At 70.5% G+C, this 21,012-nt stretch carries 14 protein-coding genes, 3 tRNA genes and 1 pseudogene; 14 read left to right on the forward strand and 4 right to left on the reverse strand.

The window, feature by feature from the left end:
• Positions 1–56 precede the first annotated feature (56 nt).
• The 6 genes from ACWD38_RS14385 (at position 57) to ACWD38_RS14410 (ending at position 7,422) form a co-directional block, all read left to right on the forward strand.
• Positions 57–1,094, forward strand: a complete 1,038-nt coding sequence (locus tag ACWD38_RS14385) for an EamA family transporter (protein ID WP_450124210.1) — start codon at positions 57–59, stop codon at positions 1,092–1,094.
• 22 nt (positions 1,095–1,116) lie between these two features.
• Positions 1,117–1,377: a DUF397 domain-containing protein gene (locus ACWD38_RS14390; RefSeq protein WP_266093008.1), complete on the forward strand. Its 261-nt coding sequence runs from the start codon at positions 1,117–1,119 to the stop codon at positions 1,375–1,377.
• A 217-nt stretch (positions 1,378–1,594) separates the two neighbouring features.
• Positions 1,595–3,184, forward strand: a complete 1,590-nt coding sequence (gene serA, locus ACWD38_RS14395) for a phosphoglycerate dehydrogenase (protein ID WP_184481905.1) — start codon at positions 1,595–1,597, stop codon at positions 3,182–3,184.
• Between the two features lie 236 nt (positions 3,185–3,420).
• Positions 3,421–4,464, forward strand: a complete 1,044-nt coding sequence (locus tag ACWD38_RS14400; RefSeq protein WP_184481903.1) for a 3-isopropylmalate dehydrogenase — start codon at positions 3,421–3,423, stop codon at positions 4,462–4,464.
• A gap of 420 nt (positions 4,465–4,884) precedes the next feature.
• On the forward strand, positions 4,885–6,528 hold the full coding sequence (cimA, locus tag ACWD38_RS14405) for a citramalate synthase (RefSeq protein ID WP_450124211.1): 1,644 nt from the start codon (positions 4,885–4,887) through the stop codon (positions 6,526–6,528).
• 117 nt (positions 6,529–6,645) lie between these two features.
• Positions 6,646–7,422, forward strand: coding sequence for a fumarylacetoacetate hydrolase family protein (locus ACWD38_RS14410; protein WP_184481899.1), 777 nt, complete (start codon positions 6,646–6,648; stop codon positions 7,420–7,422).
• Positions 7,423–7,729: 307 nt separating this feature from the next.
• Here ACWD38_RS14410 and ACWD38_RS14415 read toward each other — a convergent pair whose 3' ends face one another.
• Positions 7,730–8,965, reverse strand: a complete 1,236-nt coding sequence (locus ACWD38_RS14415) for an FAD-dependent oxidoreductase (protein ID WP_450124212.1) — start codon at positions 8,963–8,965, stop codon at positions 7,730–7,732.
• Positions 8,966–9,100: 135 nt separating this feature from the next.
• Here ACWD38_RS14415 and gltX point away from each other — a divergent pair, with 135 nt between their 5' ends.
• The 5 genes from gltX to ACWD38_RS14440 all read left to right on the forward strand — a co-directional run bounded on the left by gltX (position 9,101) and on the right by ACWD38_RS14440 (position 12,385).
• Positions 9,101–10,594, forward strand: coding sequence for a glutamate--tRNA ligase (gene gltX, locus ACWD38_RS14420; RefSeq protein WP_184481895.1), 1,494 nt, complete (start codon positions 9,101–9,103; stop codon positions 10,592–10,594).
• A gap of 142 nt (positions 10,595–10,736) precedes the next feature.
• A complete protein-coding gene (locus ACWD38_RS14425) occupies positions 10,737–11,540 on the forward strand; it encodes an HAD family hydrolase (RefSeq protein WP_343071553.1) in 804 nt (267 codons plus the stop codon).
• A gap of 202 nt (positions 11,541–11,742) precedes the next feature.
• Positions 11,743–11,814: transfer RNA gene (locus tag ACWD38_RS14430), tRNA-Gln, on the forward strand.
• 31 nt (positions 11,815–11,845) lie between these two features.
• A tRNA-Glu gene (locus ACWD38_RS14435) sits at positions 11,846–11,918 on the forward strand.
• A 394-nt stretch (positions 11,919–12,312) separates the two neighbouring features.
• A tRNA-Glu gene (locus tag ACWD38_RS14440) sits at positions 12,313–12,385 on the forward strand.
• A 302-nt stretch (positions 12,386–12,687) separates the two neighbouring features.
• On the opposite strand, the gene ACWD38_RS14445 is transcribed toward ACWD38_RS14440, so the two are convergent.
• Positions 12,688–13,389 carry an IclR family transcriptional regulator gene (locus ACWD38_RS14445; protein WP_184481893.1) on the reverse strand — a complete coding sequence of 234 codons (702 nt, stop codon included), beginning with the start codon at positions 13,387–13,389 and terminating at the stop codon, positions 12,688–12,690.
• A gap of 96 nt (positions 13,390–13,485) precedes the next feature.
• Between ACWD38_RS14445 and leuC the strand changes: the two genes are divergently transcribed.
• The 3 genes from leuC to ACWD38_RS14460 all read left to right on the forward strand — a co-directional run bounded on the left by leuC (position 13,486) and on the right by ACWD38_RS14460 (position 16,581).
• On the forward strand, positions 13,486–14,889 hold the full coding sequence (gene leuC, locus ACWD38_RS14450) for a 3-isopropylmalate dehydratase large subunit (protein ID WP_450124213.1): 1,404 nt from the start codon (positions 13,486–13,488) through the stop codon (positions 14,887–14,889).
• A 25-nt stretch (positions 14,890–14,914) separates the two neighbouring features.
• Positions 14,915–15,517: a 3-isopropylmalate dehydratase small subunit gene (gene leuD / locus ACWD38_RS14455; RefSeq protein WP_184481889.1), complete on the forward strand. Its 603-nt coding sequence runs from the start codon at positions 14,915–14,917 to the stop codon at positions 15,515–15,517.
• A 227-nt stretch (positions 15,518–15,744) separates the two neighbouring features.
• The gene (locus tag ACWD38_RS14460) at positions 15,745–16,581 is read left to right on the forward strand and encodes an HU family DNA-binding protein (protein ID WP_184481887.1); all 837 of its coding nucleotides are present in this window, start codon (positions 15,745–15,747) and stop codon (positions 16,579–16,581) included.
• Between the two features lie 601 nt (positions 16,582–17,182).
• On the opposite strand, the gene ACWD38_RS14465 is transcribed toward ACWD38_RS14460, so the two are convergent.
• A complete protein-coding gene (locus ACWD38_RS14465; RefSeq protein WP_184481885.1) occupies positions 17,183–18,214 on the reverse strand; it encodes an NUDIX hydrolase in 1,032 nt (343 codons plus the stop codon).
• Positions 18,211–20,448: pseudogene (locus ACWD38_RS14470) on the reverse strand (RNA degradosome polyphosphate kinase); the annotation flags it as partial. The pseudogene ACWD38_RS14470 and the gene ACWD38_RS14465, both read right to left, overlap by 4 nt.
• Between the last annotated feature and the right edge of the window lie 564 nt (positions 20,449–21,012).

The following is a 21,012-nucleotide window of genomic DNA, read 5'->3' on the forward strand; positions in this document are numbered from 1 at the left end:
GGCCGGGGCCGCCGACGCATTTTGCGCGGCCGATGCCGACCCCGATTCTCGGGACCATGACGGGAGCGGAGCGGGCGGGAATCCCCGCCACGATGGGAATCGCCGGACCGGAGACCGCCGCGGTGAGCGACGCGGCGGGCACCGGTGCGCAGGGAACCGGGACCACCGGCCGGGGCGCCGGGATGGCCCTGATGCTGGGCGGCGGGCTGTCCAACCAGCTCGGGGCGGCGACCGGGGCGCTGGCGTTCCCGGTGATCGGCCCGGCGGGCGTGGTCGCCGTGCGCCAGTGGGTGGCGGGCATCGTGCTGCTGCTGGCCGGGCGGCCCCGGTTCCGCTCGTTCACCGCCCGCCAGTGGTGGCCCGTGCTGGGCCTGGCCGGGGTGTTCGCCACGATGAACCTGTCGCTCTACACCGCGATCGACCGCATCGGCCTGGGCCTCGCCGTCACGCTGGAATTCCTGGGGCCGCTGGCGGTGGCGCTGATCGCGTCCCGGCGGCTGCTCGACCTCGGCTGCGCGCTCGCCGCCGCCGCGGCCGTCGTGGTGCTCGTCCGCCCGCAGCCGAGCACCGACTACCCCGGCATCGCGCTGGCGCTGCTGGCGGCGGTGTGCTGGGGCTGCTACATCCTGCTCAACCGCACCGTCGGCCGCCGGGTGCCCGGCCTGCAGGGTTCGGCCGCCGCGGCGGCCGTCTCCGCGGTCGCATACCTGCCGATCGGTGCCCTGGTGCTCGTGCACCACCCGCCGACGGCGGCGGCGCTCGGCTTCGCCGTCGTCGCGGGCGTGCTGTCGTCGGTGGTGCCCTTCCTCGCCGACCTGCTCGCGCTGCGCCGCGTCCCCGCGCAGTTCTTCGGGGTGTTCATGAGCGTCAATCCGGTGCTGGCCGCGCTGGTCGGCGCCGTGGTGCTGGGGCAGCGGCCGGGCTGGCCGGAATGGGCCGCCATCGTGGTCATCGTCGGCGCCAACGCGGTCGCGACGCTGGCCGCCCCGCGGGCCGAGATCGTGCGCGGAGGCGGGATCGCCCCCGCTGAGCAGCGACGCGACGAGCGCACGGCAGCACCGACCACACCCGATCACGCGATCGAGCGGGCGTGACGGCGGCGGTATGGTGCCCGGCGTGAGCGAAGAGACCAGTACGACAGTGGACGCACCGGTGGACGACAAAGCGCACATCCGGCACAAGCTGGACTTCACCGACGCGGAATGGATCACCAGCACCGAGGACGACGACGAACCCGGCGTGGAGATCGCCTTCGTCGACGGTTACATCGGCATGCGCAACGGTGCCGAACCCGAAGGCCCGGTCCTCGTTTTCACTCCCGAGGAATGGGACGCTTTCGTCGCCGGAGCAAAGGATGGCGAGTTCGACGAACCGTGATCAATTAACCGCGCAATCAAGCGGCTGAGCTGCTAGAACACCTTCTTATTCCGATCCGGTCGAACACCGTTGCCGGTAGCCCCGGACGGCGTGGAGTGGGATTGGGATGCGTCACACCCTTGTGAACGAGTTCTCAATCTCCCGTTAAACTGCCTGACCGTCCGGGTACAACGCCGTGCCCTGCTACGACCGTGATCCCTCTCAATGGAGCGCGCCCGTGACCAATCGTCCTGTCGTCCTGATCGCCGAGAAGCTGGCCCCCTCCGTGCTCGAAGCGCTCGGAGACGAGGTCGAGATCCGCCACGTCGACGGCACGGACCGGCCGGCCCTGCTCGCGGCCGTCGCCGACGCCGACGCACTGCTGGTCCGCTCCGCGACCAAGGTCGACGCCGAGGTCCTGTCCGCGACGAGCAAGCTCAAGGTCGTCGCCCGCGCCGGTGTGGGCCTGGACAACGTCGAGGTGCCCGCCGCCACCGAGCGCGGCGTGATGGTGGTCAACGCGCCCACCTCCAACATCGTCTCCGCCGCCGAGCACGCCCTCGCGCTGCTGCTGTCGGTGGCCCGCAACGTGGCCGCCGCGGACGCCAGCCTCAAGGCGGGGGAGTGGAAGCGCAGCTCCTTCAGCGGCGTCGAGCTCAACGGCAAGACCGTCGGCGTCGTCGGCCTCGGCAAGATCGGCCAGCTGTTCGCGCAGCGCATCGCCGCCTTCGGCACCAAGCTCATCGCCTACGACCCCTACGTGTCCGCCGCGCGCGCCGCGCAGCTGGGCATCGAGCTGGTGAGCCTGGAAGACCTGCTGGCGCGGGCCGACGCGCTCTCCATCCACCTGCCGAAGACGGCCGAGACGCTGGGCCTGATCGGTGCGGAGGAGCTCAAGAAGGCCAAGAAGGGCCTGATCGTCGTCAACGCCGCCCGCGGCGGTCTCATCGACGAGGAGGCGCTGGCCGAGTCGATCCGCAACGGCCACATCGGCGGCGCGGGCATCGACGTCTACAAGACCGAGCCCACCACCTCCAGCCCGCTGTTCGAGCTGGACAACGTCGTGGCCACCCCGCACCTGGGCGCCTCCACCGCCGAGGCGCAGGACCGCGCGGGCACCGACGTGGCCCGCTCGGTGCTGCTGGCGCTGCGCGGCGACTTCGTCCCGGACGCGGTGAACGTGCAGGGCGGTGCCGTCGGCGAAGAGGTGCGCCCGTACCTGCCGCTGACCCAGAAGCTGGGCCAGCTGCTCGCGGCCGTGCTGGGCACGACGCCGACCTCGGTGACCGTGGAGGCCCGCGGCGAGCTCGCCGACGAGGACGTGTCGGTGCTGCAGCTCGCGGCGCTGCGCGGGGTGTTCTCCGGGGCCGTGGACAGCCAGGTCACCTTCGTCAACGCGCCGCAGCTGGCCGAGGACCTCGGGGTCGAGGTCGAGGTGAAGACCACGCCGGAGAGCCCGAACCACCGCAGTGTCGTCTCGGTGCGCGCCGGTCTCGCCGACGGGCGCACCGCGGTCGTGTCGGGCGCGCTGTCCGGGGCGAACCTGGTGGAGAAGCTCATCGAGGTCAACGGCCGCCACTTCGACCTCCGGGCCGAGGGCAGCGTGCTGCTGCTGGAGTACCCGGACCGCCCCGGCGTGATGGGCACCGTCGGCACCCTGCTCGGCGAGGTCGGCGTGAACATCGAGGCCGCCACGGTCAGCCAGACGACCGAGCGCTCCGACGCGATCATGCTGCTGCGGGTGGATCGCCCGGTCGAGGCCGGCGTCCTGGAGCCGATCGGCGCGGCCGTCGGCGCCCGCACGGTGCGGACGGTCGACTTCGAGTGATCCGCTGATCTCCGGCCGGACGTGGTCCGGTGCGATTGCGAAAAGGGCCGTCCCACACTTGTGGGCGGCCCTTTTCGCGACCCGGCTCACCTGCGTCACCCGATCGGGTGTCCCGCCAATCGGGAAGCCTCGACCACTTGGTGGGTCCGGCGTGCCTGCCTGCGTGGCCTTGCCGGTAGCCTTCGGCGCAACAGTTCTAGCCCCGCGGTTCGGGGTGGTAGTCGGGAGGTGTGTACATGCGGCTCGCTGTGATCCCCGGTGACGGGATCGGGCCGGAGGTAGTGGCCGAGGCGCTGAAGGTGCTCGGTGAGGTCGTTCCCGATACCGAGATCACTCGATACGACCTGGGAGCCGCGCGCTGGCACGCGACCGGTGAGCTGCTACCGGAATCGGTGCTCACCGAATTGCGCCAGCACGACGCGATCCTGCTCGGTGCGGTCGGCGACCCCTCGGTGCCCAGCGGGATCCTGGAGCGGGGGCTGCTGCTGCGGCTGCGCTTCGAGCTCGACCACCACGTCAATCTCCGCCCCGCTCGGCTGTACCCGGGCGTGAAGAGCCCGGTCAACGACCCGGGCGAGATCGACATGGTGGTGGTGCGCGAAGGCACCGAGGGCCCCTACGCGGGCAACGGCGGTCTGCTGCGCAAGGACACCACGCACGAGATCGCCACCGAGGTCAGCCTCAACACGGCGTTCGGCGTGGAGCGGGTCGTGCGGGACGCGTTCGCCCGCGCCGCATCCCGGCCGCGCAAACACCTCACGCTGGTGCACAAGACCAACGTGCTCACGCACGCCGGTTCCTTGTGGTCCCGCGTGGTCGAAGAGGTCTCGCTGCAGCACCCCGACGTGACGGTGGCCTACCAGCACGTGGACGCCACCACGATCCACCTGGTGACCGACCCGAGCCGGTTCGACGTGATCGTCACGGACAACCTGTTCGGCGACATCATCACCGACCTGGCGGGCGCGGTGACCGGCGGCATCGGGCTGGCGGCGAGCGGCAACATCGACGCCACCCGCCGCAACCCGAGCATGTTCGAGCCGGTGCACGGCAGCGCGCCGGACATCGCCGGGCACGGGTCGGCGGACCCGACGGCCGCGGTGCTGTCGGTGGCGCTGCTGCTCGACCACGTCGGGCAGACCGAGGCGGCGCGCCGGGTGGAGGCCTCCGTGGCCTTCGACCTGGCGACGCGCGACCACTCGGCGCCGGGGGCGACCTTCGCCGTCGGCGACCGGCTGGCGGCGCTGGTGTCCTCCCGCGAGGTGGCCCAGCAGGCCTGATCCACGCACGCACGGCGGGCGCCTTCCCTTCGGGGAGGCGCCCGTTCTGCGTCGTGGTGAGGCCTCGATCGGCCTGCGCGGGTGCCCGCGTGGTGGAACCTCAGCGGCTTCGACGCCGGCAGGACGACCACCGGAGATCCGCTCGTTCGCCTGGGCGCGCGGCCGGAGTCGTCCGGATCGGGGGCGGTCCGCCCAGGTGGTGGCGGCCGGCCGGGTTGTGGCAGCATGCGGTCGTGGCCTTCAACACCATGATCATTATTGGACCGCGCGCCGGGTGACGACTCCGCACCCCCGGCGCGCAGACCTCTCGCATTTCGCGGGGGGTCTTTTTTGTGCCCGGAAAACCCCGCCACGCAGCGTGGTGACGATCGCCGACCGCCCCGCGAAGGCATCGCCATCGAAGCCGACAGGAGAGATCCAGTGACTCGCACGACCCCGGCCGGAACCCCTCTGGGCGACGACTTCCACGTCTACGACACCACGCTGCGCGACGGCGCCCAGCGGGAAGGGATCTCCTACTCGGTTCCCGACAAGATCGCGGTCGCCCGGCTGCTGGACTCCCTCGGCGTCGGCTTCATCGAAGGCGGCTGGCCCGGCGCGCTGCCGAAGGACACCGAGTTCTTCGCCCGCGCCGCCGCCGGTGAGCTGGAGCTGCGCCACGCGGCGCTCGTCGCCTTCGGCGCGACCCGCCGGGCGGGCGCGCAGGCGCACGAGGACCCGCAGGTGCGGGCGCTGGTCGACTCCGGTGCCCCGGTCGTCACGCTCGTGGCCAAGTCCGACCGCAGGCACATCGAGCGCGCGCTGCGCACCACCGTCGAGGAGAACCGCGCCATGGTCGCCGACACGGTGCGCTACCTGGTCGGGGAGGGCCGCCGGGTGTTCGTCGACGCCGAGCACTTCTTCGACGGCTACGCCCACGACCCGGACTGCGCGCTGCGGGTGCTGGAGGCCGCGGTGACCGCCGGAGCCGACGTGGCCGTGCTCTGCGACACCAACGGCGGGCAGCTGCCCACCGGGCTCGCCGACACCGTGCGGGAGGTCGTCGCGCGCACCGGGTTCCGCGTCGGCATCCACTGCCAGGACGACACCGCCTGCGCGGTGGCGAACTCGGTGGCGGCGGTGCAGGCGGGCGCCACCCACGTGCAGTGCACCGCGAACGGCTACGGGGAACGCGCGGGCAACGCCGACCTGTTCGCGGTGCTCGGGAACCTCGCGACGAAGCTGGACATGCCGGTGCTGCCCGACGGCGGCATCGGGGAGCTCACCCGCGTCTCGCACGCGCTCACCGAGATCGCGAACCTCGCACCCGACACCCACCAGGCCTACGTGGGCTCGTCGACGTTCGCGCACAAGGCGGGGCTGCACGCCAGCGCGATCAAAGTGGATCCCGAGCTCTACAACCACCTCGACCCGGCCGTCGTGGGCAACACGATGCGCGTGCTGGTCACCGAGATGGCCGGGCGGGCGAGCCTCGAGCTCAAGGGCGCCGAGCTCGGCCTGGACCTCACGGAGTCGCCGGAGGCCGTCGGCACGGCGGTGCGCAAGGTCAAGGAGCTGGAGGCGCGCGGCTGGTCCTTCGAAGCCTCCGACGCCTCGCTGGAGCTGCTGCTGCGCCGCGAGCTCACCGCCGCGGGCGAGCAGGACGCGGGGGAGCACGACGCGCCGTTCGACCTGGAGTCCTACCGGGTGGTGCTCGACCACCGCCCGGACGGGACGGTCGTGTCGGAGGCGACGGTGAAGGTGCACGTGGACGGGAGCCGGGTGATCGCCACCGCCGAGGGCAACGGGCCGGTGAACGCGCTGGACGCCGCGCTGCGCGAAGCGCTCGTGGGGCGGTTGCCGTGGCTGGATTCGGTGGAGCTGGTGGACTACAAGGTCCGCATCCTCACCGACGCCTCCGGCACCGACGCGGTGACGCGGGTGCTGGTCGAATCCCGCGACGGCACCGACGAGTGGACCACGGTGGGCGTGCACGGCAGCATCGTGGAGGCGAGCTGGCTGGCCCTGTGCGACGCGCTCGCCTACAAGGCCTTGCGGCACAACGCGATCGCCGGTCCGCGGTGAGGGCCGTTTCGGGCGGCGGCGGCACCGGCGACGACACCGCATAGGCTGGGACGGTTCGCCTCGTCCCAGCACGAGCGAGCCGAGTACGAAGCAACCGGGAACGAAAAGAGGTCCGCCGTGCGCCTGGCCCGAGTCGCCCACTCCGACGGGGTGTCGTTCGTCGCGCTGGAACCCGATCCGTCCGCGCCGCAGGAAAAGGTGCTGGCCATCGAGATCGACCAGCACCCGTTCGGCGACCCCACCTTCACCGGGCGCAAGTGGCCGATGGCCGACGTCCGGCTGCTCGCGCCGATCCTGCCCAGCAAGGTCGTCTGCGTCGGCAAGAACTACGCGGACCACGCGAAGGAGATGGGCGGTGAGGCACCGGCGAACCCGGTCATCTTCATGAAGCCGTCCACTTCGGTGACGAGCCCGAACGCACCGATCAAGCTGCCGCCGAACTCGGAGCGGGTGGACTACGAGGGCGAGCTCGCGGCCGTCATCGGCCAGCCCTGCAAGGACGTTCCGGAGGCGCGCGGGCTCGACGTGGTCCTGGGCTACACGATCGCCAACGACGTCACCGCGCGGGACCAGCAGCAGGCCGACGGGCAGTGGACGCGGGCGAAGGGCTACGACACGTTCTGCCCGCTGGGCCCGTGGATCGACACCTCCGTCGACCCGGCGGATCTGGGCCTGCGCACCGAGCTCGACGGCGAGCTCAAGCAGCAGTCGCGGACGTCGCTGATGCTGCACGACGTCGCCGGTCTCGTGTCGTGGGTGTCCCGCATCATGACGCTGCTGCCCGGCGACGTGATCCTCACCGGCACGCCCGCCGGCGTCGGCCCGGTGAAGTCGGGCCAGAGCGTCTCGGTCTCCATCGACGGCCTGGGCACCCTCACCAACCCCGTCCAGTAGCAGCCCCTCCACGGCCGAAGGCCGTCCAGTGGGCGGGCGAAGCCACGCCTGCCCTGCGGCGAAGCCGTGCCTGGCGGCCGAAGGCCGTGCCTTGGGCGGCGAAGCCGGCTTGCGTTGCGGCCGAAGGCCGTGCCTGTATTCGCGAAGCGAATAGCCCACGTCCCAATGCCGACCACCGGCGGGTTCTCAGTCGTCTTCTCGCGAGGACGGCTTTTTCCCTCGTGGCGGAGCCACTTGGGAAAAAGATCCCGCAGCGAGAAGGCGACTGAGGTTCCGCTACCCGACCACCAGAGCAAGAAGAGCCCGACTACCCCCGCACAGCCTCACGCGGAGGCCGTTCGCGTAGTGCGCCGTAGGCCAGGAGGTAGGGCGGGACCATGCGCAGCAGCGGCAATCGCGTGATCATCCGAATCGGGCGCGGCAGCCGGGTCCGGTCCCCGAAGTCGATCTCGCCGCGCAGGCCGGGCTCGACCGCGTTGCGGTGCAACACCTTCTGCAATCCCTGGATCAGCAGCGTCGTGGGCCAGCGCCTGCGCTGGATCGCCGCCACGTGCCTGCGGCGCAACCGGCCTTCCCGCAGCGGAGCCGCGAGGTGGCGGGCGGCGGCCACCGCGTCCTGCACGGCCAGGTTGATGCCGATGCCGCCCACCGGTGACATCGCGTGCGCCGCGTCCCCGATGCACAGCAGGCCGGGCACGTGCCACTTGTTCAACCGGTCGAGGGTGACGTGCAGCAGCTTCACGTCCTCCCACGTGTCGACCAGCTCGCGACCGTCGTCGAACCACGGCACGAGGTGCCGCAGGCGCTGGTTGAACTCCTCGATCGGCCGGGACCTGCCGGCCGCGTCGGAATCCTTCTCGATGATCGACGCCGTCTGGTAGTAGTCGCCGCGGTCGATCAGCGCGGTGAACGTGTGGTCGCGGACCAGCCCGATCAGCCCGGCCGGGTCGTCCTCCTTGCGCGGCACCCGGAACCAGCGCACGTCCATCGGGGTGGGGAAGTCGCGCAGGCGGAGCTCCGGCAGCCGACGGGCGAGCGAATCCCGCCCGTCGCAGGCGATCGTGATGTCGGCGCGCAGTTCCCCGGTGCCGCCGTCGGCGTCTCGGTAGCGCACGCCGTTGACCCGGCCGCGTTCCCGGACCAGCTCGGTGACCTCGGTCTGCATCCGGAGGGAGAAGTCGCTCTCCTGCTTCGCCTCGTCAGCGAGCAGGTCCAGCAGGTCCCACTGCGGGACCAGCGCGATGTAGGGGTACTTGATCGGCAGCAGCCGGAAGTCGCCGATGGTCAGGAAATCGCCGTCCCGGCCGACGGGCAGCTGGACGATGTCCACCCGGCGCTGCGGCAGCTCCGCGAACCGCTCCGCCAGCCCCAGGTCGTCCATGAGCTGCAAGGTCGTCGGGTGCACGGTGTCGCCGCGGAAGTCGCGGAGGAAGTCGCCGTGCTTCTCCAGCACGGTGACCCGCACTCCGGAGCGGGCCAGCAGCAGACCCAGGACCATGCCGGCGGGGCCGCCGCCGATGATGCAGCAAGTCGTGCGCTCCATTGCGATCACTCCTATCCGGCGCCGCACACCGGTGAACTCCGAGATCGATATTCAACGAGCGTTGAATAATCTCAGGGTGCTCCTCCCGGAGTCGCTGGTCAAGCGCCGAACCTCGCCGGATAGGGTGGACCGGTCATGAGCACGCCAGAGTTCGCCACACCAGCGCCCGGAACCGTCCGCGCCCGGTTCTGCCCGTCACCGACCGGCACACCGCACGTCGGGCTCATCCGCACCGCCCTGTTCAACTGGGCCTTCGCCCGGCACCACGAAGGCACCTTGGTGTTCCGCATCGAGGACACCGACGCCAGCCGGGACAGCCAGGAGTCCTACGACGCGCTGCTCGACGCGCTGCGCTGGCTGGGACTCGACTGGGACGAAGGTCCCGAAGTCGGCGGCCCCTACGGGCCGTACCGGCAGAGCGAGCGCAAGGACGTCTACGCGGACATCGCGCGGCGCCTGCTCGACGCCGGTGAGCTCTACGAGGCGTTCTCCTCGCCGGAAGAGGTCGAAGCCCGGCACAAGGCCGCGGGCCGCGACCCCAAGCTCGGCTACGACAACTTCGACCGCGACCTCACCGACGAGCAGAAGACCGCCCACCGCGCCGAAGGCCGCACCCCGGTGCTGCGGCTGCGGATGCCGGACCACGACATCACCTTCACCGACCTCGTCCGCGGCGAGATCACCTTCCGCGCGGGCACGGTGCCCGACCCGGTGCTGGTCCGCGGCAGCGGCGACGCGCTCTACACGCTCACCAACCCCGTCGACGACGCGCTCATGCGCATCACGCACGTGCTGCGCGGCGAAGACCTGCTGTCGTCGACACCGCGCCAGATCGCGCTCTACGAAGCGCTGCAGCGCATCGGCGTCACCGACTTCGTCCCCGAGTTCGGGCACCTGCCGTTCGTCATGGGCGAAGGCAACAAGAAGCTCTCCAAGCGCGACCCCGCGTCGAACCTGTTCCACCACCGCGACCGCGGATTCCTGCCCGAGGGACTGCTCAACTACCTCGCGCTGCTCGGCTGGTCCATCGCCGACGACCGCGACGTGTTCAACCTCGACGAGATGGTCGAGGCCTTCGACATCAGCCGGGTCAGCGGCAACCCCGCCCGGTTCGACCAGAAGAAGGCCGACGCGATCAACTCCGCGCACCTGCGGGCGCTCGCCCCGGACGACTTCGTGCAGCGCGTCGTGCCCTACCTCGTCGACGGCGGAGTGCTCGACGCCGAACCGACCGAGCAGCAGCTCGAAACGGTGCGGGCCGCCGCGCCGCTCGTGCAGGAACGGCTCATCGTGCTCTCCGACGCCGTCGGCATGATGCGATTCCTGTTCGCGGGCGAGAACTTCGAGCCCGAAGAGGCCTCCGCGGCCAAGGCCCTCGGCGACGACGCCCGGCCCGTGCTCGACGCCGCCATCGGGGCGCTCGACGCGCTTCCCGAATGGACCACCGAAGCCATCGAGACGGCGCTGAGGGAGTCCGTCGTGGACGGACTCGGCATCAAACCGCGCAAGGCCTTCGCACCCGTGCGGGTCGCCGTCACCGGCCGCACCGTTTCGCCGCCGCTGTACGAATCCATGGAACTGCTCGGCCGCGAGGTCTCGCTGAACCGGCTCCGCCGCGCGCTGGTCTGATCAGCAGCACGATTCCGGCGACCGGGTGATGTCCCCAGTGGACGTCACCCGGTACTGGTACTTCGACTAAACCGTGTCAGGCCAACGACTGTCACCGTCTTGGACGAGGCGGACACCGCCGGTGAACCCCTAGCCTCTCGGGGTGACATCCGCGCCGCACCCCCCGACCACGCCTGAACCCGGCCGCATCAAAGCCGTGTGCCTGGACATCGACGACACCCTGCTCGACAACGCCGCCTCCTCCCGCCTCGGCCTGCGCGCCCTCATCGGCAACGACGCCGCCTGGCCCGTGTGGCGCCACACCACCGAAGACCACTACGAGCGGTACGTGGCCGGTGAAGTCGACTTCGCCACCATGTGCGTCGAACGGACCCGCGCCTTCTTCGCCGCCTTCGGCGAGCAGATCAGCGACGCCGAAGCCGCCGCCCGCGAGGACTACCGGATGGCCGCCATGCAAGCCGCCTGGCGGCTGTTCGACGACGCCCTGCCCTGCCTCGAATGGATGCGCGCCAGCGGCCTGCAACTGGCCGTCATCACCAACGCGCCCAGCGCCTACCAGCGCAAGAAGATCAGCCACACCGGACTGGCCGGCGCCTTCGACAGCATGCTCATCTCCGGTGAACTCGGCGTCGCCAAACCGGATCCGCGGATCTTCCACGCCGCCTGCGAATCCCTCGACGCGGCCCCGCACGAAGTCGTGCACGTCGGCGACCGGCTCGACACCGACGCCCTCGGCGCCGCCGACGCGGGCCTGCACGGCGTCTGGCTCAACCGCAGCGGGACAGAACATGCGCCGCCCGACGGCGTTTCGATGATCACCAGCCTCGCCGAGCTCCCCGAGCTCCTCGTCTGCGACCTGCCGTTCGCCCCCGAGATCCCCGCCCAGCACGCCCCCGGTGATCCGGCACCGCGCGAGACCACGCGCATCGGCGCGCTGACCCGCTGATCGAGCCCGGCCCGCGAACCGGCGGCGTCCATCCGCGACAGCACTCCCGAAACCCGCCCCCACCAGGGAAATCGGCAAAAGAGGGGGGTGCTGTCACGGCCTCGCGGGCCATGCTCTACTATTTTCATCAGCAGGCAGACAGCGACACCGAGTCGGACTTCCTCCAGAAGCCCGGAAGAGGATCGCTGAAAGCCGAAGCCGATGGGGTATGGTGTAATCGGCAGCACGACTGATTCTGGTTCAGTTAGTCTAGGTTCGAGTCCTGGTACCCCAGCGGAACGATCAGCAATGATCGTTCGTTCTAGGGCCCCGTCGTCTAGCGGCCTAGGACACCGGCCTCTCACGCCGGCGGCGCGGGTTCGAATCCCGTCGGGGCTACAGAAGTGTGTTCAGCGCCCACCCCTTTGGGGTGGGCGCTTTTCCGTTTTTCCTCGCTTTCCGGGGGGCGACCCCCCGGGCCCCCCACGGTGCGGTGGTGCTGGGTGTGGGTTTGCCGGCGGTTTTGTGGGTGGGCTGGGGGCTCGCGCTTCGCGCTTGCCGGGAGGGGGCTCGCGCTTCGCGCTTTGCGTGGTGGTGGGGTTGAGTGGGTTTGGTGCTTTGGGTGGGGGCTCAGGTCTGGGGGTTTGGGCCTTGGGACTTGGGCCTTGGGGTTTGGGTTTGGTGTCTTCTTGGTCTTGGTCTTGGTCTTGTTCTTGGTGTTGGTGGGGGAGTGGGTTTCTTGGGGTGGGTGTGGGGGTTGTGGGTGGGGTGTGTAGGCTTTGTGTCGTAGCGCGGTCCCGTCGTCTAGCGGCCTAGGACACCGGCCTCTCACGCCGGCGGCGCGGGTTCGAATCCCGTCGGGACTACAAAGATTAGGGCCCTGTTTCCTTTGGGAAGCGGGGCCCTAATCGTGTTCGAGGTTTGTGGTTCGTGCGCCTTACCGGCCTTGGCATTGGTCTCGGCCTTGGTCTGTCCGTGTCTTGTCAGCGGCGGAGCCGCTGAGCGGTGACCACCATGTCCACCGGCACCGCCGCGGGTTCTCAGCGTTCTTCTCGCGAGGACGGCTTTTTCCCTCGTGGCGGAGCCACTCGGGAAAAAGATCCGGCAGCGAGAAGAACGCTGAGGTTCCGCCACCCGGACACCAGAGCAACCGGACCCCGACAAGCTTTCAGAGGCGGTTTTGGAGGCCTTCTGTTGCTGCTAGTAGGTCCGCTGCCCAGCGGGCTCCTGGGCGGCGGCCCATTCGGTCTATGGGGCCTGAGACGGAGATGGCGGCCACTACGCCGCCCTGGGAGTCGCGGACGGGGGCGGAGACGCTCGCCACGCCCGATTCGCGTTCTGCGACGCTCTGGGCCCAGCCGCGCCGCCTGACCTCCAGGAGGGTGCGTTCGCCGAAGACGGCTTCGGCCAGGACCGCTCGCTGCGTCGCGGGATCAGCCCAGGCCGCCAGGACCTTCGCCCCGGAGCCCGCGACCATCGGGAGGGTGGAACCGACGGGGACCGTGTCGCGCAGGCCGCTGGGGGGTTCCGCGGAGGCGATGCACAGGCGCTGCATGCCGTCCCGGCGGTAGAGCTGCACGCTTTCGCCCGTGATGTCCCGCAATTTGGGCAGCACCGTCGACGCCGCCTCCAGCAGGGGGTCCACCGCGCCGCCCGCCAGTTCCGCCAGCGCGGCACCGGGGCGCCACCGCCCGTCCGAGCCGCGGCGCAGCAAGCGGTGCACCTCCAGGCCCACCGCGAGCCGGTGCGCCGTCGCCCTGGGCAGGCCCGTGCGCCCGCACAACTCCGTCAGGCCGCACGGTTCGCCCGCTACGGCCTGCAACACGGCCACTGCCTTGTCCAACACTCCGATGCCGCTATGCTGTCCCACGTACCGATACTAACTTCTCGATATCTGAGAAGTCCACTCTTTGGGACAGTGCCCCGGAACCGGGGTGCGACCACCACATCTCGATGGGGAGGAGCGATGGGCAACACGCTCGCGGAGAAGGTCTGGAGCGGCCACATCGTGCGCCGAGGCGAAGGTCATGAGCCGGACCTGCTCTACATCGACCTCCACCTCGTGCACGAAGTCACCAGCCCGCAGGCGTTCGAAGGGCTGCGGCTGGCGGACCGGCCGGTCCGCCGCCCCGACCTCACGATCGCCACCGAGGACCACAACGTGCCCACCACCGGCATCGACCTGCCGATCGCCGACCCGGTGTCGCGCACCCAGGTGGACACCTTGCGGCGCAACTGCGAGGAATTCGGCATCCGCCTGCACCCGATGGGCGACGCCGAGCAGGGCATCGTGCACGTGGTGGGGCCGCAGCTGGGGCTCACCCAGCCCGGCACCACGGTGGTGTGCGGCGACAGCCACACCTCCACCCACGGCGCGTTCGGCGCGCTCGCGTTCGGCATCGGCACCTCCGAAGTGGAGCACGTGCTGGCCACCCAGACGCTGCCGCTGCGCCCCTTCAAGACCATGGCCATCAACGTCGAAGGCACGTTGCGGCCCGGCGTGACGAGCAAGGACATCATCCTCGCCGTCATCGCCCGGATCGGGACCGGCGGCGGGCAGGGCTACGTCCTGGAGTACCGGGGCGAGGCGATCCGGCAGCTGTCCATGGAATCCCGCATGACGGTCTGCAACATGTCGATCGAAGCAGGCGCCCGCGCCGGCATGATCGCCCCCGACGAGACGACCTTCGAGTACCTCAAGGACCGCCCGCACGCGCCGGAAGGCGAGGACTGGGACGCCGCCGTCGAGTACTGGAAGACGCTGCGCACCGACGAGGACGCCGAATTCGACGCCGAGATCACCCTCGACGCCGACTCGCTGACCCCGTTCGTCACCTGGGGCACCAACCCTGGGCAGGGCCTGCCGCTGGGGGAGCGCATCCCCGACCCGGCGACCATCGGCGACGACTCCGAGCGCTACGCCGTGGAAAAGGCGCTCGACTACATGGGCCTGGAAGGCGGCACGCCGCTGCGCGAGGTCGCCGTGGACACCGTCTTCCTCGGTTCGTGCACCAACGGCCGCATCGAAGACCTGCGGGCCGCAGCGGCCGTCCTGGGCGGGCGCAAGGTGGCCCAGGACGTGCGGATGCTGGTGGTGCCCGGCTCGATGAAGGTCCGGCTGCAGGCCGAGTCCGAAGGGCTCAACGAGGTTTTCACCGCCGCGGGCGCCGAATGGCGTTCGGCGGGCTGCTCCATGTGCCTCGGGATGAACCCCGACCAGCTCGCCCCCGGTGAGCGCAGCGCGTCGACCTCGAACCGGAACTTCGAGGGACGGCAGGGCAAAGGCGGCCGCACCCACCTGGTCTCCCCGCTGGTGGCCGCCGCCACCGCGGTGCGCGGCACCTTGTCCTCGCCCGACGACCTCGACTGATCCGCCCGACCCGAAAGGAGCAACGATGGAACCGTTCACCCAGCACACCGGCGTCGGCGTTCCGCTGCGGCGGTCCAACGTGGACACTGACCAGATCATCCCCGCCGTGTACCTCAAGCGGGTCGCGCGCACCGGGTTCGAGGACGCGTTGTTCGCCGCGTGGCGCAACGACGAGAACTTCATCCTCAACAACGACGCCTTCCGCGACGGCAGCGTGCTGGTCGCCGGACCCGACTTCGGCACCGGATCGTCCCGCGAGCACGCCGTGTGGGCGCTCAAGGACTACGGCTTCCGGGTGGTCATCTCCTCCCGGTTCGCCGACATCTTCCGCGGCAACTCCGGCAAACAGGGACTGCTCGCCGCCGAGTGCGCCCAGTCCGATGTGGAACTGCTCTGGAAGCTGCTGGAGAACGAGCCCGGCACCCAGGTGACCGTCGATCTGCAAGAGCGGACCGTGCAGGCGAAAGACCTCACCGTGCCGTTCGCCATCGACGACTACACCCGTTGGCGGCTGCTGGAAGGGCTCGACGACATCGGTTTGACCCTGCGCCACGCCGAGACGATCGACACGTACGAGAAAACCCGCCCTTCCTTCAAACCGGCCACGCTGCCCGCCCGCACGGGCTGATCCGGATCGGCCGCGGAGCCTTTTCTCCTTGCTGCGCAGGGAAAATCGGTTCCGCGGCCGGCGTTCACAACCCAACCGGGAAACCGGCGAAACGAGCCCTGAGCCGCCGAAAGCCCCACGCCCCAACGAAAAAATGGGGCGTGGCGAATGGCATTCGGCAACTCAGGGCTTTACCGTGGGTTTTGAGTCGGCCCGACGGGGCCGTTGTTGTCCTGGGAGGGACTGAAGTGAACAAAGCCCAACTCATCGAGGCACTTGCGGAACGCCTCGGCGACAAGAAGACCGCCAGTCAGGCGGTGGAGGGCGTCGTGGACCTCATCGTCCGCAACGTCAACAAGGGCGAAAAGGTCAACATCACCGGCTTCGGTGTCTTCGAGAAGCGCGCACGTGCCGCCCGCACCGCGCGCAACCCGCGCACCGGCGAGGCCGTCAAGGTGAAGAAGACCAACGTCCCGGCATTCCGCGCCGGCACCCAGTTCAAGGAAGTCGTGGGCGGCAGCCGGAAACTGCCCCGCGCGACTGCCGCGAAGTCGGCGGGCACCAAGTCCGCGGGCACCCGCAGCACCGCGACGAAGACCGCGGGCACCGGGCGCGCCACGGCCAAGTCCGCCGCCACGGCGACCAAGGCTCCCGCCACCAAGGCGGCGGGCACCCGGAGCACGGCGAAGACCGCCGCGGCCACCAAGACCGCGCCGAAGAAGGCCGCCACCACGCGGTCCAGCGCGAAGCCGGCCGCCGCCAAGGCAGCCCCGAAGACGGCTGCTGGCAGCAAGGCGACCGCCGCCAAGTCCACCGGCACCAAGGCGACGGCGACCAAGGCGACCGCTTCCAAGGCCGCCACCGGCAAGGCCACGGCCGCCAAGTCGACGGCCACCAAGGCTCCGGCCACCAAGGCGGCGCCGAAGAAGGCCGCCACCACCAAGGCCGCGCCGAAGGCCACCGCCTCGAAGTCGACCGCCAAGACCTCTGCCGCGAAGACCTCCGCGGCCAAGACGTCCGGCGCCCAGACCTCGACCGCCAAGGCCTCCGCGGGCAAGACCACGCGCAAGACCGCCAAGAAGTGAGCGCTCGCCGCCTGAGCGAGCCGAGCTTCGCAGGCGTTCGCGGGTGGCGTCCCCGCACACGGCGCAGCGTCACCCGCGCCACGCGCGGCGGCGGAGCGGCGGGCGGCCCCGGTACCCGTGCCACGGGCACCGCGGCCGTGCCCCATCCAAGGTGCTCCGCCGGTTCTCACCGATGATCCCGGTGCGATCGCAACAGCGATCGGGCCGGGATCATCGCCGTTCCACCCCAAAACCACCCCACGGCGAGCCACCCCCAGCCCCAGCCGCGCAGCTGGGCGGCGAAGCAAGCCTGCCTGGCGGCCGAAGACCGTGCCTTTGCGGCGAAGCCGTGCAGTGGGCGGGCGAAGCCACGCCTGCATTGCGGCCGAAGGCCGTGCCCAGCGGCGAAGCCGTGCAGTGGGCGGCGAAGCACGCCTGCCTGGCGGCCGAAGGCCGTGCCTGTATGTGCGAAGCACATAGCCCACGTCGAAAAGTCCTCACCCGCGGGTTCTCAGCTGCTTCCTCGCGAGGACAGCTTTTTCCCTCGTGGCGGAGCCACTCGGGGAAAAGATCCCGCAGCGAGGAAGCAGCTGAGGTTCCGCCACCCCACCACCAAAGCAAATCATCCAGCGGCAGAAGCATCAGCCAAGTAAGCAGCCGAGACCAGGCGTAATAGTGGGCCGGAGCCGTTGCCGGTGTGTACGTCCCGGCTGAACCTCAACGTCCACACGCTGCCCTTGGCGCTGACCACGTCCCCGCTGACGGCGTCGCCCACCGCGGGCGCGTCGCCGGGGGCCTCGCCCGGTTCGGCCGGGTGCAGCGCGGCGGATTCCACCAGCCTGCCCACCAGATCCGGGATCACGCCGCCTTGGCTGCACACCACCGCGGTGCCCGCGCCCGCGGCGATCCGCAGCAGCCGGTGCACGGCCGCGGCCGGGTCCTCCAGGTAGCCCTCCTCGGACAGCAGCGGCTCCGGGGCGACTTCGATGCCGAGGTCCGTCGCCAGCGGCTGCACCGTCTGCGCGCAGCGCACCCGAGGCGCCGAGTAGACCCGTTCCGGGCCGAACAGCGGCAGCCAGGAGTGCAGTGCGTCGCGCTGCCTGCGGCCGGCCCCGGACAGCGGGCGCAGCGTGTCGTCGCCGTCGAAGTCCGCCCGCTTCCCGGCTTTCGCGTGCCGCACCAGCAGCAGCGTCACCGGGTCGTCGGGCAGGGCCGCGAACTCGTCCAGGACGTGCCGGTCCTGCCGGTAGCTCAGCAGTTCCCGGGCCTTGGGCAGCGCCGTCCACACGAGTTCGTCGACCTCGTCGTTGACCTCGAAGTGGCCGTCGCCGGCGCGGGCGGTGAAGTAGTCGACCTGCTTGCCGGTGCCGCCGTCCGCGCCCGGCACCTCGTAGCGGACCCGGCTCAGGAAGCCGGAGAGCACGCAGCCGAACCCGGTCTCCTCCAGCACTTCCCGCGCGGCGGCGTGCGCAGCCGTCTCACCCGGATCGAGTTTTCCCTTCGGCAGCGACCAATCGTCGTAGCGCGGGCGGTGCACCACGGCCACCTCGGGCGCCCCGTCGGTGCCCGGGCGCCACAGCACCGCACCCGCGGCCCGGATCGTGACCGGCCTGCTCGTCGTCATCGGTTGCTCCGGTTCGTGCGCCGCGGTCATTGCACCTTCGCCCCGTGCTGGCGCAGCATTTCCGCCTGGTGGTCGCGGACCTGCTCGCCGCTGCGCGGGGAGGCCTCCCAATCGCCCTTGGCGTTGAGCACCCAGCACCGCGTGGACGGGTGCAGCGCCGAATCCAGCATCGCGTCCAGCTGTTCGGTCAGCTTCGGGTCGACCACCCGCACCTGCGCCTCGATCCGGCGGTCCAGGTTGCGGTGCATCATGTCGGCGCTGCCGATCCAGCGCTCGTCGATGCCGACGAAGTGGAACACCCGGGAGTGCTCCAGGAAACGCCCCAGGATGGAGCGCACCTCGATGTTCTCGCTGAGGCCGTCCACCCCGGCCTGCAGCGCGCAGATGCCGCGCACCACGATCCGGATCGGCACGCCCGCCAGCGAAGCCCGGTACAGCGCGTCGATGATCTGCTCGTCGACCAGCGAGTTGACCTTCATCCGGATCCCGCACGGCAGCCCGGAGCGAGCGCGTTCCGCTTCCGCCTCGATGCGTTCCACGATGCCGAGCCGGATGCCGTGCGGGGACACCAGGATCCGCCGGTACGTGCCGTGCCGGGCGTAGCCGGTGAGCACGTTGAACAGGTCGGTGAGGTCCGCGCCGACTTCGGGCGCGGCCGTCAGCAGCCCCAGGTCTTCGTAGGTGCGGGCCGTCTTCGGGTTGTAGTTGCCGGTGCCCAGGTGGCAGTAGCGGCGGATCGTGGAGCCTTCCTGGCGCACCACGAGCGCCGTCTTGCAGTGCGTCTTCAACCCCACGAGGCCGTAGACCACGTGCACGCCGGAGCGTTCCAGCGTGCGCGCCCACTGGATGTTGGCCTGCTCGTCGAACCTCGCCTTCAGCTCGACCAGCGCCACCACCTGCTTGCCCGCTTCGGCGGCGTCGATCAGCGCGTTCACGATCGGCGAGTCGCCGGAGGTGCGGTACAGCGTCTGCTTGATCGCCAGCACGTGCGGATCGGCCGCGGCCTGCTCGATGAACCGCTGCACCGAGGTGGAGAACGCGTCGTAGGGGTGGTGCACCAGCACGTCGCCCTCGCGCAGCGTCGCGAAGATGCTCTTCGGCGTCTGGCCTTCCGCGAACGCCGGGTGCGTGGCGGGCACGAACGGCGGGTTCTTCAGGTCCGGGCGTTGCAGCTTGTCCAGCTGGAACAGGCAGGACAGGTCCAGCAGGCCCGGCACTTCGACCACGTCGTGCGCGTCGACTTCGAGCTCCCGCAGCAGGAGCTCCAGCATCGTCTCGCTCATCGTGTCGGTGACTTCGAGGCGCACCGGCGGGCCGAACCGGCGGCGCGCCAGTTCCCGCTCCATGGCCTGCAGCAGGTCTTCGTCGCGGTCCTCCTCCACTTCCAGGTCCGCGTTGCGGGTGACCCGGAAGATGTGGTGGTCGCTGATGTCCATGCCGGGGAACAACTTGTCCAGGTGCGCGGCGATGAGCTCTTCCAGCGGCAGGAACGTCGCCTGCTCGTTCTCGCGGTCGGGCTCCACGCGGATCAGCCGGGGCACGTTGTCCGGCACCTTGACGCGGGCGAAGCGGCGCAGGCCTTCTTCGGGGTCGCTGACGGTGACCGCGAGGTTCAGCGACAGCCCCGAGATGTACGGGAACGGGTGCGCCGGGTCGACGGCCAGCGGGGTCAGCACCGGGAAGATGTGGTCGTCGAAGTAGCGGCCCAGCACCTGCTGCTCGGGCTCGCCGAGCTGCTGCCAGCGCATGATCCGGATGCCGTTGGCCTCCAGCTCCGGCACCAGCTCGTCGAGGAACGTGCGGCCGAGCTTCTCGGTGAGGTCCTGGTTGCGCGCGGCGATGCGGGCGAGCTGCTCGTGCGGGGTGAGCCCGTCGGCGCTGCGCACCGAGAGCCCGGTCTCCTCGCGGCGCTTCAGGCCCGCGACGCGGACCATGTAGAACTCGTCCAGGTTGGAGGCGAAGATCGCCAGGAACTTGGCGCGTTCCAGCACCGGCTGCGAGGGGTCTTCGGCGACGGCGAGCACGCGGGCGTTGAAGTCCAGCCAGGACAGCTCGCGGTTGAGGTACCGGTCGTCGGGCAGGTCCGTGCTGGCCGCGGCGCGGGTCACCGCGGGCGGCGCGGCGGGCACGCGGGCGCCTTCGCCGTTCACCGGCGGTTTCGGCGTCGCGGGCGGGGCCGGGGGAGCGGTCTCCGCGGGAGCCGCGGCGGCGGTCTTGCGCCGAGCGCTCGCCGGTGCCGCGGTGGTGGCGGCCTTCGAGGTGCGCGTCCGAGACGTCCTCGGCTGCGCGGCGTTCGGCGCGGACTTCGCCGTGGCGGTCTTGCGCGCGGTGGACTTCGCCGTCGTGGACTTCGCCGCGGCGGACCTCGTCGTGGTGGGCTTCGCCGCTCCGGATTCGGCCGCTGCCGGCTTGGCCGTTGTGGATTCGGCTGCCGCGGTCTTGGCTGCCGTGGATTCGGCTGCGGTGGTCTTGGCTGCCGTGGACTTGGCAGCGGTGCTCTTCGCCGCAGTGGACTTGGCAGCGGTGGTCTTCGCCGCCGTCGGCTTCGCCGCCGTCGGCTTCGCCGCCGTGGACTTCGCGGTGCCGGATTTCGCCGCGCCGGTCTTAGCCGCGCCGCGCCGCGCCGTGGTCCGCGACGTACCGGACTCCTCCGACGACGACGCCGCGTCCTGCCTGGTCGTCCGGCTCCCGCGACCGGATTTCGGCGAGTTCTGACGAGCACCGGCGGCCCCGGCGGTCGACGAGGTCCGGCGTGGCACGGGCTTGATGGTCTCGTGATCGCTGCTGTCGGTACTCACGACGACCATTCTCACCCATTCCGGGGCCGT

It is taken from the genome of Saccharopolyspora sp. NPDC002578 (assembly GCF_053592695.1).